The sequence below is a fragment of the Arthrobacter sp. zg-Y20 genome (genome assembly GCF_030142075.1).
Lineage (GTDB): Bacteria > Actinomycetota > Actinomycetes > Actinomycetales > Micrococcaceae > Arthrobacter_B.
On sequence record NZ_CP126241.1, the window covers coordinates 1,300,705 to 1,317,985 of the forward strand.

The 17,281-nt window shown below is 66.7% G+C and carries 15 protein-coding genes; 10 read left to right on the plus strand and 5 right to left on the minus strand.

Translation table 11 applies throughout. The features are described from left to right. Positions 1-798 carry a sulfite exporter TauE/SafE family protein gene (locus QNO06_RS06280; protein WP_227913977.1) on the plus strand — a complete coding sequence of 266 codons (798 nt, stop codon included), beginning with the start codon at positions 1-3 and terminating at the stop codon, positions 796-798. A 7-nt stretch (positions 799-805) separates the two neighbouring features. Here QNO06_RS06280 and QNO06_RS06285 read toward each other — a convergent pair whose 3' ends face one another. Further along, the gene (locus tag QNO06_RS06285; RefSeq protein WP_227913978.1) at positions 806-1,795 is read right to left on the minus strand and encodes an aminoglycoside phosphotransferase family protein; all 990 of its coding nucleotides are present in this window, start codon (positions 1,793-1,795) and stop codon (positions 806-808) included. A 33-nt stretch (positions 1,796-1,828) separates the two neighbouring features. Beyond that, a complete protein-coding gene (locus QNO06_RS06290; protein WP_227913979.1) occupies positions 1,829-2,986 on the minus strand; it encodes a DUF4439 domain-containing protein in 1,158 nt (385 codons plus the stop codon). Positions 2,987-3,091: 105 nt separating this feature from the next. Here QNO06_RS06290 and rimP point away from each other — a divergent pair, with 105 nt between their 5' ends. From rimP to rbfA, 5 genes are all read left to right on the plus strand, one after another. Next, on the plus strand, positions 3,092-3,718 hold the full coding sequence (rimP, locus tag QNO06_RS06295; protein WP_227913980.1) for a ribosome maturation factor RimP: 627 nt from the start codon (positions 3,092-3,094) through the stop codon (positions 3,716-3,718). After that, a complete protein-coding gene (gene nusA / locus QNO06_RS06300; RefSeq protein WP_227913981.1) occupies positions 3,719-4,690 on the plus strand; it encodes a transcription termination factor NusA in 972 nt (323 codons plus the stop codon). A gap of 49 nt (positions 4,691-4,739) precedes the next feature. Further along, positions 4,740-5,135, plus strand: coding sequence for a YlxR family protein (locus tag QNO06_RS06305; RefSeq protein WP_227913982.1), 396 nt, complete (start codon positions 4,740-4,742; stop codon positions 5,133-5,135). A gap of 132 nt (positions 5,136-5,267) precedes the next feature. Beyond that, positions 5,268-8,162, plus strand: a complete 2,895-nt coding sequence (infB, locus tag QNO06_RS06310) for a translation initiation factor IF-2 (RefSeq protein WP_227913983.1) — start codon at positions 5,268-5,270, stop codon at positions 8,160-8,162. 81 nt (positions 8,163-8,243) lie between these two features. Then, the gene (gene rbfA / locus QNO06_RS06315) at positions 8,244-8,726 is read left to right on the plus strand and encodes a 30S ribosome-binding factor RbfA (protein WP_227913984.1); all 483 of its coding nucleotides are present in this window, start codon (positions 8,244-8,246) and stop codon (positions 8,724-8,726) included. Positions 8,727-8,830: 104 nt separating this feature from the next. Here the strand turns inward: rbfA and QNO06_RS06320 are convergent, their stop codons facing one another. The 3 genes from QNO06_RS06320 to QNO06_RS06330 all read right to left on the minus strand — a co-directional run bounded on the left by QNO06_RS06320 (position 8,831) and on the right by QNO06_RS06330 (position 14,599). Next, positions 8,831-10,084 (minus strand): ScyD/ScyE family protein, encoded by a 1,254-nt coding sequence (locus QNO06_RS06320; RefSeq protein ID WP_227913985.1) that lies wholly within the window; start codon positions 10,082-10,084, stop codon positions 8,831-8,833. A 125-nt stretch (positions 10,085-10,209) separates the two neighbouring features. Further along, on the minus strand, positions 10,210-13,251 hold the full coding sequence (locus QNO06_RS06325) for a beta-glucosidase (RefSeq protein WP_227913986.1): 3,042 nt from the start codon (positions 13,249-13,251) through the stop codon (positions 10,210-10,212). A gap of 184 nt (positions 13,252-13,435) precedes the next feature. Next, positions 13,436-14,599: a pyridoxal phosphate-dependent aminotransferase gene (locus tag QNO06_RS06330; protein ID WP_227913987.1), complete on the minus strand. Its 1,164-nt coding sequence runs from the start codon at positions 14,597-14,599 to the stop codon at positions 13,436-13,438. A 66-nt stretch (positions 14,600-14,665) separates the two neighbouring features. Between QNO06_RS06330 and truB the strand changes: the two genes are divergently transcribed. From truB to QNO06_RS06350, 4 genes are all read left to right on the plus strand, one after another. Continuing rightward, the gene (gene truB / locus QNO06_RS06335) at positions 14,666-15,583 is read left to right on the plus strand and encodes a tRNA pseudouridine(55) synthase TruB (protein WP_231700865.1); all 918 of its coding nucleotides are present in this window, start codon (positions 14,666-14,668) and stop codon (positions 15,581-15,583) included. After that, positions 15,584-15,958 (plus strand): hypothetical protein, encoded by a 375-nt coding sequence (locus QNO06_RS06340; RefSeq protein ID WP_227913989.1) that lies wholly within the window; start codon positions 15,584-15,586, stop codon positions 15,956-15,958. Next, positions 15,955-16,404, plus strand: a complete 450-nt coding sequence (locus tag QNO06_RS06345) for a hypothetical protein (RefSeq protein ID WP_227913990.1) — start codon at positions 15,955-15,957, stop codon at positions 16,402-16,404. The genes QNO06_RS06340 and QNO06_RS06345 overlap by 4 nt, the downstream gene beginning before the upstream one ends. 85 nt (positions 16,405-16,489) lie before the next feature. Continuing rightward, complete coding sequence (locus QNO06_RS06350; protein WP_227913991.1) at positions 16,490-17,179, plus strand: DUF4345 domain-containing protein; 690 nt, start codon at positions 16,490-16,492, stop codon at positions 17,177-17,179. The last annotated feature ends 102 nt before the right edge of the window (positions 17,180-17,281 follow it).

The following is a 17,281-nucleotide window of genomic DNA, read 5'->3' on the forward strand; positions in this document are numbered from 1 at the left end:
GTGGTCTCCGGTCTCGAGGAGGTCACGTTTGCCACCATCGCCCTAGTGGTGGTGGCGGGCCTGGCCGCTGGCTGGGTTGATGCCGTTGTGGGCGGCGGTGGACTGATCCAGCTTCCTGCGATGCTCCTCGTGCCCGGTATTTCACCGGTTCAGGCCCTGGCAACCAACAAGTTGGGGTCGATCTTCGGCACCACCACCAGTGCCATCACGTATTACCGGCGGGCCCATCCGGACCTGCGGACAGCCCTGCCCATGGCCGGCGTGGCGCTGGCCGGAAGTTTCGGCGGGGCCGTGCTGGCGGCGTCGCTCCCGTCCTCGGTCTTCAAACCCGTGATTGTGGCGGCGCTGGTCGCCGTAGCCGTCTTCACGGCGACGAAGCCAACGGTGGGGGAGCTGACGAAACTCCGCCACACCGGACGCCGGCATTACGGCACCGCCGTAGGCATTGGCCTGGTCATTGGCTTCTATGACGGACTGATCGGTCCGGGTACCGGCTCGTTCCTGATCATCGCCATGGTGACCATGCTCGGCTACAACTTCCTCGCCGCCAGCGCCAAGGCCAAGATCGTGAACATGGCCACCAACCTCGGCGCCCTGGCCTTCTTCCTGCCGCACGGGTCCCTGCTCTGGGGGCTGGGCCTGGTGCTCGGTTTCGCCAACATGGTGGGCGGATACCTGGGCGCGCGCATGGCGGTAAAGCAGGGCAGCAAGTTCATCCGGATTGTGTTCCTGGTGGTGGTGGCTGCACTGATCGTCAAACTCGGCCACGACGTCTGGGTGGAGAACATCCGCGGCTAGGGCGGGCCTAGGCTGCCGGCAGCTCGCTCACGGGCGGGACCCCCGGATGGCGCCGGCCGGTCAGGGCGGAGGCCACCCACATGGAACGCTGTGCATCCCCGTGCCGGCCCAGCCGCACATAGTCCACGGCATTGGCGACCTCGCGCAGGACACTCCAGTCCAGGGCGGCACTGCGGTCCAGCCCGGCGGCACTGCAGAGCGCGTCCAGACGGGCCAGCAGCGCCGTTTCTGGCGCCTGCGCGTCCAGGTCCTGCAGCCTGTTCCACAGCATGGGCGCCACGGCATACTCCGGCTCGCCGAAAACAGCCTGCGGATCAATGGCGGCGTATTCGCCCGGCTTTCCCGGGCGGGCCAGCACGTTGGCGTAGTGCAGGTCCCCGTGCACCAGAACGTCGCGGGAGGAACGCCTGCCCACAGCGCCACGGGTCTGGCATACCTGCAGGGCGGCCTCGAGCAGCCAGCGTTCAAACGGCCGGCCCAGCGCCTCCCACTCCGCGGGGAGCTCATCGGACAGCTGTTCGGCATGCTCGGCAAGGGCGGGGACGGCCGCCCACTGAGGAGCATCAGACGCGGGCCGGGACAGCCGGCGGACCAGCGAGCCCCAGATCCGCACGGCGTCGGCCATCTGCACGTCCAGCAGGGAATTGTCCGGATCCAGGCGTTCAAGGACGAGGCATGTTCCGGCAGCGTCACGGTTTAGCAGGCGTACCGCACCCTGCCCGTCCCACAGTTCCAGGGCAGCGGCCTCAGCGGCGGCTTCCGGATGCGGAAAAGGGAACTTCAGCACGGCCGGCGTCCCGTCCGCCAGGCGTACGGGGAGGACCATGGCGCCGTGGCCGTGCCACGGCTGGCCCGCGGCGCTTAAATGCGCTGTTGCGCCGAAACCGGCCATGCTGCGCTCTGCCAGGGCCGGCAGGCCTTCCAGCCAGCTGCGCCCGTCCCGGCTGCCGAGGTAGCGGCGGCGCAGCCCGTCAGGAACAACGACGGCGGGTGCCATGGGGACCTCCGATGCAGTGGGGGACAGGGGGACTCAGTTCCACGGGAGGTCGTCCGGAACGGCGTCCAGCCCCGGAGCCGCCGGGACAGTGTCCGCCGTGCGGTAGCGCTCCGTGGAGACGGCGGTCAGGCGCTCGATGGCCCAGCCGCGCAGGTTGCCGTCGGACAGCGCCACCAGGTCAGCGTAGACGGCGGGGAACTGCTCTTCCATAGCGGGCAGCGACGCCGCGGGGTCCCGGAGGAAATCCGGATCCAGCCGGTATGCCGCCACCGGTGCCACGGCCGGGAGGCAGAGGTCGGACAGATGCGCCACCGCGTCCGTGCCGGTTGCCTTGTGGCCGGTCACCTGCTTGCGCCACGCCCCGGCCATTTCCGGCGACGGCTCGGCTTGGGCCAGGGCCACCTCATAGGCATAGGCCGTGCCCAGTTCGGCATCAATGACTGTCTTGAGGGCAGCGGCCGCATCGGGGCGGTCCCCGGGCGCGGCTGTCGCCGCTGCCGTTTCGGGGCGGTCCCCGGTCTTGCCGCCGGGGCAGTGGGCGGAGCCGCCGGTGCCGGCGGCGTCCGTGCCTGCTGCATCGGGCCCGGCGGGCAGTTCGACGCCGGACAGGTCAGCGAGCCGCAGGGCCCAGATCTGCTGCGCGCTGCCGGTGGCGGCCAGGAGGCGGGCAGTGCCTGCATCGGCCCGCCAAGCCGCATGCAGGTTCGCCTCGGCTGAATCCCACAGCGCCTGAAGATAGCGTTCAGTGTTCCGCTGCTGCCGTTCGGTGTCCGACCCGGGTTCCCCGCCCGGCCCGGCTTCCGGCCGGGACGTGGAGAGGGTTTCCACGTAACTGTGCCGCGTGGGCGCCGCTGCCGGTTCCCGTCCCGTGCCCGCCAGCAACGCGGCCTGCGTGCGCAGTCCCTCGGCGTGGAGCTGGAATTCGGCAGCGGTACCGTCCGGCGCCCCGCCGGCCAAGGCCTGTGCCTCGGCCGCGAGGGCGCGTGCTTCGCTGCGGGCCTGGGCGGAGGCAATCTGCGAGAAGGACCGGGTGTGATCGGCGGCGTCGCCTTTCCCGGCTATCAGGCCGAAGCTGAGCACCACCGAACCCAGTGCGAGGAACAACACAACCCGCCGCGCTGCGGCCCTCCGGCGGCCGCGGGTGCGGGCGCGCGGGAGCTCGGTTCCGGCCTTCTGCAAAGGGGTATCCACAACAGTCGATCATGTCACGAAGGCGCTCCCATCTGCATCGATGCCTCAAGGCCCGCGGAAAGTCGGTAGTCTAGGTACTACAACAACATCTAGTGGGAGGCAGCTATGGCGGTTCGGCCCAACCCCAAAAAAGACACGTCATCGGATTACCGCAAGAACGCGATGCGTGCAGAAGTAGCCGCGGAGACGCAGCGGCTCAAGCAATACCTGGCCCCCACGGTAGAGATGCAGGACCTCTTCCTCGAAGACATCGAGATCAAAATGGCCGGCGCCCACCGCACGGTCCACGTGGTCGTGGACCTTCCCGAGACCCAGGTCGGCGGAGTCAGCCTGGACCGGATCTCGGCTGCCGCACAGGCAATATCCGAGGCCATGGACAATGATCCCCACGACGACGGCAGGCCTTACAACCTGGAGGTTTCCTCCCCGGGTGTCTCCCGTCCCCTGACTGAACCGCGCCACTGGCGCCGCAACGTGGCCCGGATGGTGTCGGTTTCCGTAGTGAACGGCGACGACGTCATGGGCCGCATTGTTTCCGTCGATGATGACGGCATTACGTTGATACCGGAACTCCCGGTCAAGAAAGGGATGAAAGCCAAGCAGGGGGACCCGCTCCATCTGCCTTTCGCCAACATCCGCAAGGGCCGCGTTGAAGTTGAATTCGCCCACCTTGAAGACGACCCGGCCGGCGAGGACGCCCCGGATGATGAAACCACAGCTGAGGAGGCCTAGATGGATATTGATATGAGTGCGCTGAGGCTGCTGGAACGCGAACGGGAGATCCCCCTGGATCTGCTTGTTCCGACCATCGAGCAGGCTCTGCTGGTTGCCTACCACAAGACCAACGGTGCACAGGATTCGGCCCGGGCGGAACTGGACCGGAAAACCGGCCACGTCACCATCTGGGCCAAGGAACTGGACGACGACGGCGCCGAGGTGGGGGAGTTCGACGACACGCCTGCAGGCTTCGGCCGCATTGCCGCCAGCACCGCCCGGCAGATCATCCTGCAGCGGCTGCGCGACGTCGAGGATGACAACATCCTCGGCGAATTCAAGGGCCGCGAAGGTGAACTGGTCTCCGGCCAGATCCAGCAGGGCAACAACCCGCACATGATCCAGGTGAACCTCGGATCGGTGGAGGCACTGCTGCCGCCGCCCGAGCAGGTCCCCGGCGAGAAGTACCTGCACGGTTCACGCCTGCGCGCCTTCGTGGTTGATGTGCGCCGCGGCTTCAAGGGCCCGTCCATCACGCTCTCGCGTTCCCACCCGGGCCTGGTCCGGAAGCTCTTCGAATTGGAAGTTCCGGAAATCGCGGACGGCAGCGTGGAAATCGTGGCACTGGCACGCGAAGCCGGGCACCGCACCAAGATCGCGGTCAAGGCCAACGTCCCGGGCATCAACGCCAAGGGTGCCTGCATCGGTGAAATGGGTTCGCGCGTGCGTGCGGTCATGAACGAGCTGCACGACGAGAAGATCGACATTGTCGACTTCAGCGAGGACCCGGCAACGTTCATCGCCAACTCACTGTCGCCGTCGCGCGTCAACTCCGTGACCATCACGGACGAAGACATGCGCTCGGCACGTGTGGTCGTACCCGACTACCAGCTATCGCTGGCTATCGGCAAGGAAGGGCAGAACGCCCGCCTTGCCGCCAAGCTGACAGGCTGGCGGATCGACATCGTTTCCGACGCGAAGGCCTCCTAGGCCGTCCGTGCCGGGAGCGGATGCAGCGCCGGTTAAGAAAGGCGCTAGAATGTATAAGGCCGGGTCACCCTCCGCCTCCCGTTCACCTGCAGCCGCTTCCGGCGCTGCCAGGGAAACCGGGGACCGTACGCACGTTCCGCAGCGGACATGCATAGGGTGCAGGAAGAAGGATGACCAGGCTGTGCTGCTTCGGCTGGTACGGGTCAGCATGGAAGGCGTCAACGCCGTCCGTGTGGACCAGGACCGCCGAATGTCCGGCAGGGGTGCTTGGTTGCACCCGGAGCCGGCATGCCTGAGATTGGCAGTGAAACGTTCCGCTTTCCCGCGGGCCTTCCGGGGCGCTGTAGGAATAACGGACGTGGAGCGTTGGTTCAAGGCCCTTGAGGACGTTCCGACCGGGAACGGCTTCAAAACCGTCCAACCTGAAAGCGGGTCAGAAATCTGATGGAAACCCGATGAGTACCCAGCGATGAGTGCTTTGTTGTGCTCTGTGATGGGCCCTGCTGCAACTGCAGTGGAAGCCCGCAGCAAATAGACGGTTCGTACCTGGCTCGGTGCGGACCGAGACAGGAGAAATGTGGCCAAGGTCCGCGTACACGAGCTCGCAAAAGAGCTCGGCATTACCTCAAAGGATGCAGTTGCAAAACTGCAGGAACTGGGCGAATTCGTCCGTTCCGCCTCTTCGACCATTGAGGCCCCGGTAGTAAAGAAGCTTCGAGGCGCCTTCCCGGCGTCTGACAACAACAAGGCAGCCGCACCGGCCGCCGATTCCAAGCCTGCAGCCCCGCGCTCCGCAGCACCCAAGCCCGGCAAGCCCGCGCCGGCCGCGCCTGCGGCCCCGGCAGCGGAACAGCCTGCTGCTCCGGCTCCGGCCGCCCCCGCAGCTCCGGCCCCCGCTGAGGCAGCTCCGGCCGCCCCGGCAGCTGCCGAATCCGCTCCGGCCGCCCCGGCAGCCGAAACCCCCGCGGCTGGCAAGGCAGACGCCGACAACGCGTCCGCTTCGTCGGCACCGCGTCCGGGCGCTCCGCGTCCCGGCGCCGGCGGCCCCCGCCCCGGCAATAATCCTTTCGCCACCTCCCAGGGCATGCCCCGGCCGCGTGGCCGCGGTGAAGGCGAGCGGGGAACGGGCGCACCGCGTCCGGGCAACAACCCGTTTGCCACCTCCCAGGGGATGCCGCGTCCGGGTGGACGCCGTGACGAGGCCGAACGGACCAGTGCCCCCGGTGCCGGCGGCCCCCGTCCCGCAGCCGGTGCAGGCGGACCCCGTCCGGGCGCTCCGCGTCCGGGTGCACCCCGTCCCGCAGCAGGCGGAGCACGTCCGGGCGCCCCGCGTCCGGGTGCACCCCGTCCGGCAGGCGCCGGCGGAACCCGTCCCACACCGGGCATGATGCCCAACCGCACCGAGCGTCCGGCAGCCCCGGGCCGTCCCGGTGCCGGTGCAGGCGGACCGCGCCGCGGACCGGGCGGAGCCCCGGGAACCGGCGGCGGCGCACCTGTTGGCGGCGGCTTCGGCAAGGGCGGCCGCGGACGCGGCGGCACTGCCGGTGCCTTCGGTAAGGGCGGCGCAGGCCGCGGCAAGCAGCGCAAGTCGAAGCGGGCAAAGCGGCAGGAACTGGAGCAGATGTCAGCTCCGTCGCTGGGCGGCGTTTCGGTACCCCGCGGCGACGGCAACACTGTTGTCCGTCTGCGCCGCGGCGCGTCCATCACGGACTTCGCCGACAAGATTGAGGCAAACCCGGCCGCACTGGTAACCGTGCTGTTCCACCTCGGTGAAATGGCAACGGCCACGCAGTCCCTCGATGAGGGAACCTTCGGGATCCTGGGCGAGGAACTGGGCTACCGGATCGAGGTTGTGTCCCCCGAGGATGAAGAGCGCGAGCTCCTCAGCCAGTTCGACATTGACTTCGATGCCGAGCTGGAAGCCGAAGGCGACGACGAACTGGAAGCACGTCCTCCGGTAGTCACCGTTATGGGTCACGTTGACCACGGTAAGACCCGCCTGCTGGATGCCATCCGGAACTCCAACGTTGTTGAAGGCGAACACGGCGGCATCACCCAGCACATCGGTGCCTACCAGGTCGACTTCGACCACGAGGGCACCGAGCGCGCCATCACCTTCATCGATACACCGGGCCACGAGGCGTTCACCGCCATGCGTGCCCGTGGTGCCAAGGTCACCGATATTGCGGTCCTGGTTGTTGCAGCCGACGACGGCGTTATGCCGCAGACGGTGGAAGCACTCAACCACGCACAGGCAGCGGGAGTGCCGATCGTGGTTGCGGTGAACAAGATCGATAAGGAAGGCGCCAACCCGGAGAAGGTCCGCGGCCAGCTGACCGAATACGGTCTGGTTCCCGAGGAGTACGGTGGCGACACCATGTTCATTGAGGTCTCTGCCCGCCAGAACCTCAACATTGACGCCCTGCTCGAGGCCGTGCTGCTCACCGCAGACGCTGCCCTGGACATGCGCGCCAACCCGAACAAGGATGCCCGCGGCATCGCGATCGAAGCCAACCTGGACAAGGGCCGCGGTGCAGTTGCAACTGTGCTGGTCCAGTCCGGAACGCTGAAGGTCGGCGACACGATCGTGGCCGGAACGGCCCACGGCCGCGTCCGTGCCATGTTCGACGAGAACGGCGACAACGTCACCGAAGCCGGACCGTCGCGTCCGGTCCAGGTGCTCGGCCTGTCCAACGTTCCCCGCGCCGGTGACACGTTCTTCGTCACCGACGACGAGCGTACCGCCCGCCAGATCGCTGAAAAGCGTGAAGCTGCGGACCGCAACGCGGCCCTGGCCAAGCGCCGCAAGCGGATCAGCCTCGAGGACTTCGACCAGGCTGTTGCCGACGGCAAGGTCGACACCCTTAACCTCATCCTCAAGGGTGACGTTTCCGGTGCCGTGGAAGCCCTGGAAGACTCGCTGCTCAAGATCGACGTCGGCGAAGGCGTGCAGCTGCGCGTCATCCACCGCGGCGTTGGTGCCATCACGCAGAACGACGTCAACCTGGCGACGGTGGACAACGCCGTCATCATCGGCTTCAACGTCAAGCCGGCTGAACGCGTTGCCGACCTGGCAGAGCGTGAAGGCGTGGACATGCGCTTCTACTCCGTCATCTACGCAGCAATCGATGACATTGAGCTTGCGCTCAAGGGCATGCTCAAGCCTGAGTACGAAGAAGTCCAGCTCGGCACCGCCGAGGTACGCGAAGTCTTCCGTTCCTCCAAGTTCGGAAACATCGCCGGCTCGATCGTCCGCTCCGGCGTCATCCGCCGCAACGCCAAGGCCCGCGTCACCCGCGACGGCAAGATCATCGGTGAGAACCTCACTGTTGACTCGCTCAAGCGGTTCAAGGACGACGCCACCGAGGTCCGCACGGACTTCGAATGTGGTATCGGCCTGGGCTCGTTCAACGACCTGCGTGAAGGCGACATCATCGAGACCTTCGAGATGCGCGAGAAGCCGCGCGTCTAGCAGTCCGTGGCCGGAGCCGCCGGGAAGTTTCCCGGCGGCTCCGGATCCGCGCTTTTCAACGTTCTTAGGTAAGGAGAGGTAATGGCAGATCCAGCACGCGCTGCGAAACTCGCTGACCGCATCAAGGTAGTGGTTGCCCAGGCGCTCGAACGGCGGGTCAAGGATCCGCGGCTGGGCTTCGTCACCATCACCGATGCCCGCGTCACTAACGATCTTCAGCACGCCACGCTGTACTACACCGTTTTCGGTGACGAGGAACAGCAGGCAGACACGAAGGCCGCATTGGAATCGGCACGGGGCATCCTCCGCGCCGAGGTGGGTAAGAACATCACCGTCCGGCTGACGCCCACGCTCGAATTTGTGGCTGACGAGATTCCGGTCAATGCCAACCACCTCGAGGAGCTCATCCGGGCCGCCAAGGAGCGCGACGCCGAACTGGCTGCGCTCAAGGAAGGCGCCACGTACGCCGGCGACGCCGACCCGTACCGCAAGGACGAGGACGACGAAGACTTCGAGGACGATCTCGAGGACTCCGATGCGCCGGTCGACTCGGACGCAAAGTAGCTAGCAAAAACGGCAGCTGACGCTGACGCAAAAAGGAAGCGGTTCCCCTCCGGGAGCCGCTTCCTTTTTGTTGCCGGTCAGGGGAGTTGGCCGCCTGCCAAAAGTTAGTCCTCCTCGTCCTGTGTGCTGTATGGGAGCCCGCTGCCGCTGTTTCCGCCGTGACCGTCTGCGCCGCCGCAGCCGGCATGCACCACCTCGACGCCGATGATCCGGCCGGCCGGAGGCGCCTCGGGTACGGGCGGCTCGGCGGGTGGCTCACCCGGTTCCTGCGGGCCTCCGGGGGGAAGTACGTCCACTGAGGCATAGAGCGTTGAGCCTCGCAGTTCCAGGGCGCCGGGCTGGTTCACTTCGTAGAATGGTTCGGGCGTATCGCTCCCGGCCGGGATGACCGAAATGCGGTTGGCGAACAGCTCGGCCACGTAAATGTCCCCGTCCGGAGCAACCGCGAGTCCGGTGGCTCCGCTGAAGCCGGTGGCCACCACTTCCATTTCGCCGGACCGGGGGTCCACCCGGAACACTGACCCGGTCGGGAAGCCCTCAGGCGCCCCGGGCAGGGAGGCGACATAAAGCATCCCGTCCGGGCCGCGCTCCACATCGGTGGGCACCGGCTCCGTGTTGTAGGTGAGTCCCACAGTGCACTCCGGCAGCCCGTTGGCCTCCGCCATGGGTGCGGTGATGGTTACGGGGATCGCCGGCAGCACGGCCAGGGTGGAGATGTCCCCGTCCCAGTCCACCAGCACGAGGGCATTCATGCCTGAGTCCGAAACCACTATGCCGTCCCGGGTGGGAACCGTGGCATACGGGTTCGAGTCCGTGCGGCCGGGGCGGGCTGTGCGGACCTCCGGGGGCAGCTGGGCCGCGCAGGCTGCATCCAGGCCTTCGAAGCCGTAGGTGTTTACGGCGTCAGGGTTTTCGGCGTATTCGTGTGAGGCGATGTTGGCAAGGGTCTCCACATTGCCGTCCCGGTCCACCGACTTCAGCAGGCTGATGTTCTGCGCCGGGTCTTCGGTGTCGGCGCCGATGCCCATGGTGTAGTAGGTCCGGCCGTGGATGCGGGATACACCTGCGGAACCGTAGCCGCCTCCGACGGCGTCCAGGGTTTTCGTGCTGCCATCCGGAGCTATCCGGGTAAGCACCCCGGCAAAAGACTGGGCTACGTCTATGGCTCCGCCGCGGCTCACGGCGAAGCTGAGCGGCGAGAGCAGGTTTTCTGCCACGGTGGTGACTTCGCCCGCGGCGGGCGGATCGGGTGGCTGCGGCGGGCGGGGCCCGTAGCCGCCGGCCGCGGCCGGCGAGGCGCCCAGGGCCAGCAGCGCGGCAGCTGCCAGGACAGCGGCAGCTGATGATGACGATTTCACGAGTGTCTCCTTTGGGGCGAGGGTGCTGGGAAAAGAGGCAACGGGGGAAGGCCTGCCTGTTCGCAAGCAAGCCTTCCCCCTGGTTGCGGGAAGGTCAGCGGGCGGTGGGTACCGCCCGTGCGGACTCAGTCGCGCTCGTGGATCCGCACGACTGTGGCCAGCGGTGTGTCCTCAACGGACGATCCGACGTACACCGGCACGTTGCCGGCCGGCGTCACCCACTGATCGGTGTTCTCGTCCCAGTACGAGAAGGACTGGATGTCCAGGGGCAGTCGTACCCGCTGGCTCTGCCCCGGGGCGAGGGTTACCTTCTCCCATCCGGCCAGCGACCGTTGGGCGGTGGCTACCGGTGCCGGCAGCCGGCCCGCGTAGGCCTGGACCACTTCGCTGCCGATCCGCTCGCCCACATTGGTCAGGCGCACTGAAACTTCCAGCGGCTTGCCCTTGCACCGGTCCCTGCCATGGCTCTTGGTCGGGCTCGGCGTTGGGGTGGACGTCTCGGTAGGTGACGGCGACGGGCTGGCCGTCGAGGCGGACCCGGCGGTCGGACCCGCCTTGGCATCCTCCGGGGCGGACACCTCGGGGTCAACCGCGATGCCGTCCTGCGCCATGGCTGCATCCTCGGAGACGCTGGTGTCGTCCCCGAAGAGCTGGTCCGTCAGGCCCTTGGCCTTGCCGGGCTTGAACGCGCCACACGTGATCCGCAGGTCCGAATAGTCGAAGTCGGTGTAGCTCAGGCCGTACCCGAACGGGTAGGCCGTGGGCAGGCCGAACTCCTGGTAACCGCGGTAGCCCTCGAAAATGCCCTCTGTGAACTCGGCGTCCAGTCCGTTGCCGGGGAACTGCGCCGTGGTGGCGGTTGGCGTCAGCTCGTCACTGACCGGAATGGTGATCGGCAGCCGGCCGGAGGGATTGGTATCACCGAACAGCAGGCTCGCGATGGCGGTGCCCTGGTTCTGCCCGGGGTACCAGGCCTGGACCAGCCCATCCACCGCGTCCTGCCAGTCCACTACCTCCATGGCACCGCCGGTGGTCATGACGACCACGGTGTTGGGGTTGGCGGCTCCCACCGCACGGATGAGGTCTGCCTGGTAATTCGGCAGCGCCAGATCCGGCAGGTCGCCGGCCTCGGACGAAAAGTCACGGACCATAACGACGGCGGCATCGGCAGCCGCGGCCTGCTCGGCGGCGGCTTCCGCCTGCGGCAGGACTACACCGGCCGGCGGAACCCAACCGAGCTTGACCTGCGGTCCGTTGCCGTTCCACTGGGAGCCGGTGTCAAAGGCGTAGGACAACTCCACGGTGTGGGTGGAGCCGGCGGTGAAGTCCAGCGGTACGGAGATGGTCTGGTTCTCGGCTTCTGCGGAGGGGGTGAAGAAGTCGGTTTCATTGATGACCTGGTTGCCGTCAACGGTGAGGGTGGTCCGTCCGTTGGTGACTACCTGCAGCTCGTAGGTCCCGGTCACCGGCGCTGTCAGCGTGCCGGTCCAGCGGGCCGACATATTGGTGTCCAGTTCCTGCGGCTGGGTAGGGAAGTGCGGTGAGGAGGCGTTGAAGTTGGTGTAGACAAAGAAGCCTGCGTTCAACCCGGCATAGGGCTCCACCCGGTCCAGGTACGGTGTGCCGGAGAAGTCCTGGTTCAGGAAGTACTGCGCGGTCAGTCCGGTTCCCGCCGCCCCGCCCGTTGGGGTGAGGAACGATGACGGGATGGGCTGGGCGCCGGGCAGGTATGCCGTGGAGGTGACCGGATCGGTGCCGGGGACAAAGTTCACGTCCGCACCGGTATCTGCAAGGCGGTCTTGGATGCCTTCCAGTGCGGAGGTCTCTTCGGTGGGGTTGGCGATATGCGAGCTGCCTCCGCCCTGGACCACCACGTCCGCATCGGTGCCGACCACGGCAATCGAATCCAGGGCCCCCGCGTCCAGTGGCAGAAGCTCGTCGTCATTCTTCAACAGGACCATGCCTTCTTCGGCAATGTCTGCCGATTCCGCGTTGTGCGCTTCGACCGGCAGCGGTTGTCCTTCGTAGCTGCGGTCGAAGAGGCCGAGTCCAAACATGGACCGGAGGATGCGCAGCACCGCATCGTTGATCCGGTCAATGGATACCTCACCGTTGTTGACGGCATCGATCAGCGGCTGGCAGAACAGGCACGTGCCGGCCTCACCCGCCACCGGGTCGAAGTTGCCCGGCTGCTGCTGGTCCAGTCCGTTGTTGATGCCCAGTGTGGTGGTTTCGGCAGCGTAGTCCGTCAGTACCCACCCCTCGAACTCCAGCTGGGTCTTGAGGATCTGGTTGAGCAGGTAGTCGCTGTCACAGGAGTATTCGCCGTTGACCTTGTTGAAGCCGCACATAACGGACCCGGGATGGGATCCTTCAACGGCAATGGCGAAGGGCCGGGTGTAGATTTCCTGCAACGCCCGTTCGCTGAGGACGTTGTTCAGGCCCTCCAGGCGGTTCGTCTCCTGTGTGTACACAGCCCAGTCCTGCTGGTTCGACATCACCCCGCCGTAGTTCTGCGTGGTTTCGGAATAGGCTGAACCCATGATGCCCTGCAGCAGCGGGTCTTCGCCGTAGGACTCGAAATTCCGGCCGTTCTGGGGAACCCGGGCAATGTTGATGGACGGTGAGAGCAGGATGTTCAGGCCGTTCCGGAAGGTCTCGTCCGTGGCGACCTGTGAATGCCGCGCCGAGACGTTGCGGTCCCATGAGGCCGCAACGGAAATGGCGGAGGGCAGCAGGGTGGACTCGCCGTTGTTGAAGTTGGTGTTGGCCTGCCGCACGCCGGTGCGGCCGTCGGTCATGGTCAGGGCGGGAATGCCCAGCCGTTCGATGGGCGCGTTGTAGAACCCGTATTCGTTGTTCAGCTCGCCGTGCAGCATGTCGACTTTTTCTTCCAGCGACATTTGGGAAAGTAGGGCGTTGGCCCGGTCCGTCGCGGACTGGTCCTCGTCCCAGTAGTTTCCGTTGGCCTGGCCGCTGCCTGCAGCGGCCTGCTGTCCGTTCGCGGCGCCGGCAGCTCCGGAAGGGACCACCAGTGCAGCTGAGCAGACGGCCACAGCGAGGATTTTCAGGGTCTGCGTATGATCGGGGCGGCGATGGCCGCTGGAGGAATGCCGCCTCAAGCGCGCGGCCAGGGCCTGGGTCATTAGTGCGGGTGACTTTTTCACAAAGTACTCCTCGGCAGGGTTCGGTCCGATGAGAGACTGCCCCAACACGCACCCGCAAGCGTTCCCCGGGTGGAGCGCTCAAAGACTAGGGGGCCGGACTACGCACGTAAACCGAGACTGCGGGTATTGACCGCGGTGCGTGCTCGACGCTGTGCGAGTATAAAAACCAGCTGCCGTCGGCGTTCTAGGTAGTTCCTGCTGCCGGCGGCTCCGGCAGCCGGCCGACCCCTTCGAGCAGCTCATCCCGGTCCCCGCACAGGGCGATCCGGATCCAGCCCTCGCCAATGGAACCGAAAGCCGTCCCCGGCGCCACGGCCACACCCTGTTCGGCCAGGAACCGCACGGTCCAGTCCCGCACGCTGCCCCCGGCCGCGAAGGACACATCGGCCCACAGGTAGAAGGCGCCTTGGGCTTCCAGATACCCGATGCCCTTCCTGTCCAGCACCGCGCAGGCTGCATCCCGGTTCGCCCGGTAGTGGGCGGCAGCGGTGGATACGTAATCCTGCGGTCCGGTCAACGCGGCCAGCGCCGCGTACTGTGAGGGTGAAGCCACGCAGGAAACAATGGACTCCATCACTGTGCTCAGCACTGGTTCCAGGCCGGACGGGAGCACCAGCGCACCGATCCGCAGCCCGGTCAGGCCGTAGGTCTTGGACAGCGTGAGGGAGGTGATCACCCGTTCCCCGGCGTCGCCGTCGAACGCCAGCGGACTGACATGCGGAACGTCGAAGGTGAAGGCCTCATAGCATTCGTCGGAGATGATCCACAGATCGTGCCGCCGGGCAAGATCCACCAGTTGCTTGGTCAACTCGGGACTGAACACCGCGCCCAGCGGATTGGACGGCGAGTTCAGCAGCAGCACCCGGGTCCGCGGTCCCAGCAGCGCCTCAAGGTCCTCGATCCGCGGCTGGAAGCTGTGCTCGGGATACAGCGGGTACTGCACGGGAACCGCGTGCAGCAGTTCAGCGGTCATCGCGAAGGTTGGGTAGCCGGGATTCGGCACGAGGATCTCATCCCCCGCGTCCAGGAGCATACTCATCGCCAGGTGCAGTCCCTGCTGGGCGCCCGAGGTGACAAACACGCGTTCCGCGGAAACCTGCGTGCCGCTGAGCGCTTCGGCGTGCCGGGCAAAAGCCTGCCGCAGGGGAGCGATGCCGGCGTTTGGCGTGTACCCCGTTTCGTCACGGTCCAGTGTGGACCGCGCCGCGTCGAGGATATGCGCCGGAGTGGGGAAGCCGGGTTCGCCGATGCTTAGGACAATGGAATCGGGTTTCGCCCACGCGGCCTGGGTGATTTCGCGGATCTGGTTTGCGGGAACGGCGCGGACGTGGGGTGAGAGCTGTGCCATATCCGCATCGTATCGCCGTCGGGCCGACCCGCGGCGCGCCCGCCGGGCACCGCGCCGCACCATATACTGAAAGGCGTGAATTCAGGGCAGGTCCGTTCAGGACTGATTATTGTGGACAAACCGCAGGGATGGACGAGCCACGACGTGGTCGGCCGCCTCCGGCGGCTGGCTGGCACCCGGAAGGTGGGGCACGCGGGCACCCTGGATCCCATGGCTACAGGCGTGCTGGTGGTCGGCATCAACAAGGCCACCCGCCTGCTGACCTACATTGTGGGTACCACCAAGACGTACGAGGCCACCATCCGGCTGGGCCAGTCGACCCTGACGGACGACGCCGAGGGCGAGGTCACTGCCGAAACGATTGCCGCCGCAGTGACCGATGAAGAAATCCGTGCCGCCGTGCAGGCCCTCACCGGAGACATCCAGCAGGTCCCCAGCAGCGTCAGCGCCATCAAGGTCAACGGGGAACGCTCCTATGCCAAGGTCCGCGCGGGCGGCGAAGTGAACCTGCCGGCCCGCCCCGTAACGGTGTCCCGCTTCGAAATCCACGACATACGGCGGGAGAACGGCGGCAAGCTGCGCGACGTCGACGTCACCGTGGACTGCTCCTCCGGCACCTACATCCGCGCCCTGGCCCGCGACCTCGGTACCGCGCTGGGCGTGGGCGGGCACCTGACGTCCCTGCGCCGCACCTGCGTGGGGCCCTTCGGCATCGACGACGCGTCCACTCTGGAGGAGCTGGCCGGTGACCTGCGCGTCCTGGAGTTGGACGACGCCGCCGCGCAGCTCTTCCCGGTCCGTAACCTCTCCGCGGCCGAAGCGGAGGACCTGTCCCACGGCCGCAGGATCACCGCCACTGGTAACCCGGAGCCGGGGCCGGTGGCTGCCATGGACCCCGAGGGCCACGTGGTGGGCCTGCTCGAGGACAAGGGCACCGCGGCCAAGGCGCTGCTGGTCTTCGCGCCCGGAAACGAGAAAGCGTAAATGGGCGTGGACCTTCTTTTCCTGGTCGGCTCGCTGGTCTGCCTGGTGTCGGTGGTGCTGTGCATCGGCGCGGCCGCCCTGCGCCACGGGCCGAACGACCTCACGATCCTCTCCGCTGCCGCCGTTGAACTCTTCCTGCTGGTCTACGGCGTGGTGTCACTGGTCCGCCTGGCCACCGGGCAGCACATTGCCGGTGAAGCGTGGGAATTCTGGGGCTACCTGCTGACCGCCCTGATTGTTCCAATCGGAGCGGTCTGGTGGTCGCTGATGGACCGCAGCCGCTGGAGCAACATTGTGCTCTCCGCCGTCGGCATCACCGTATTTGTCATGCTGTTCCGCATGGAACAGATCTGGGATGGAGTAAACCTGCTATGAAACGCAACATGGGCCCCCGCAACGACGGTGCGGCCAAAGATACGGCCCCTGCTGCGCGCAATGCCGGCCCCGGGCGGCTGCTGGTAGCCGTGTACGCCATCTTCGCCCTGGCCGCGACCGCGCGTGCCGCGTTCCAGATCCTCACCAAGTTCGAGCACGCACCGCTGGCGTATCTGCTGTCCGCCTTCGCTGCGGTTGTCTACATAGTGGCAACCGTGGGACTGGCCCGGTCCGGTTCCACCGCGTACAAGGTCTCGGTTGCGGCCGTGGGCGTGGAAATGGTCGGCGTGCTGGCCGTGGGCATCTTCGGCCTTGTGGACCCCGCGGCACTGCCCGATGACACTGTGTGGTCCGGCTTCGGCAGCGGCTACGGCTACGTTCCGCTGGTGCTGCCCATGGTGGGCCTGTGGTGGCTGTACCGTCACCGCGCAGACGCACGGAAGTAGAAAGACAGCATGCTTACCTGATCCGGTCAGGTGCGTGAGACCATGGCAGGAACAGACACTGTTCCAAACCCAATCAGGGGGAGCCATGAGCAACACCGCACCAGCACCGGGCGAGGGGAACCGCCGCGCCGGATCCGACATACCCGGAACCCGGCCGCCGCAGGCAGCAGGGGCGCAGGCCCCCGGAACCGGCGACGGGCGGCGTGTGCCGGAGCAGGCGGTCCCGGGCAGCGGTGCCAAGCCGCGCCGCGGGTCAAAGGGCTCCGGGGCGCCGAAGCCGCGCAAGGCCCCCAAAGCGTATAAGGCCAGCGATGACTGGGCAGTCTTCCGGGCCGTGGTGATTGGCGTGGGCATCCTGGTGGCCGGCTTCGGCCTGTACAACCTCATCACCGGCACCGCCGGCCTGCCGGACGGAAGCGGGGGAGAGGTCAACGCCACCCTGGAGAGCCAGTACCGCTTCTTCTCCGCCATGATGGTGGGCGTTGGAGCCGCGTTCGTGGCCATAGCCGTGAAGTTCCAGTGGGCGAACATGCTGTGGCTGGTCTGCCTGATGGTCTTCCTCGGCGGCATTGGCAGGGTGGTGTCCTGGGCCTTTTCCGGCACGCCGCACTTCACCTTTATTGTGCTGATGATCGTGGAGCTGGCCTTCCCGCCGGCGCTGCTGGTCTGGCACCGGTTCATTGCCAAGACCAGTGAACTGCGGCAGGAGTACAGCCAGCAGGGCGGGGCCGGCGGAGGCGCCGCGGACCCCGGTATTGCGGGCGGTGCCCGGTGACCGGCGATGATCGGACATAATGGATAGGTCCCCGTGCGGCGGAAGCCGACGGCGGTGCGCCGGACAAAGCGAAAGGTCCGGCACGGAAAAATGCTGCTAAGG

Excerpts from the sequence above, each read along its gene's own strand:
- QNO06_RS06285 (WP_227913978.1), bottom strand. The coding sequence starts at position 1,795 with ATGGCACCCGCCGTCGTTGTTCCTGACGGGCTGCGCCGCCGCTACCTC.
- rimP (WP_227913980.1), top strand. The coding sequence starts at position 3,092 with ATGGCGGTTCGGCCCAACCCCAAAAAAGACACGTCATCGGATTACCGC.
- nusA (WP_227913981.1), top strand. The coding sequence starts at position 3,719 with ATGGATATTGATATGAGTGCGCTGAGGCTGCTGGAACGCGAACGGGAG.
- QNO06_RS06305 (WP_227913982.1), top strand. The coding sequence starts at position 4,740 with ATGTATAAGGCCGGGTCACCCTCCGCCTCCCGTTCACCTGCAGCCGCT.
- rbfA (WP_227913984.1), top strand. The coding sequence starts at position 8,244 with ATGGCAGATCCAGCACGCGCTGCGAAACTCGCTGACCGCATCAAGGTA.
- QNO06_RS06330 (WP_227913987.1), bottom strand. The coding sequence starts at position 14,599 with ATGGCACAGCTCTCACCCCACGTCCGCGCCGTTCCCGCAAACCAGATC.
- QNO06_RS06340 (WP_227913989.1), top strand. The coding sequence starts at position 15,584 with ATGGGCGTGGACCTTCTTTTCCTGGTCGGCTCGCTGGTCTGCCTGGTG.
- QNO06_RS06345 (WP_227913990.1), top strand. The coding sequence starts at position 15,955 with ATGAAACGCAACATGGGCCCCCGCAACGACGGTGCGGCCAAAGATACG.
- QNO06_RS06350 (WP_227913991.1), top strand. The coding sequence starts at position 16,490 with ATGAGCAACACCGCACCAGCACCGGGCGAGGGGAACCGCCGCGCCGGA.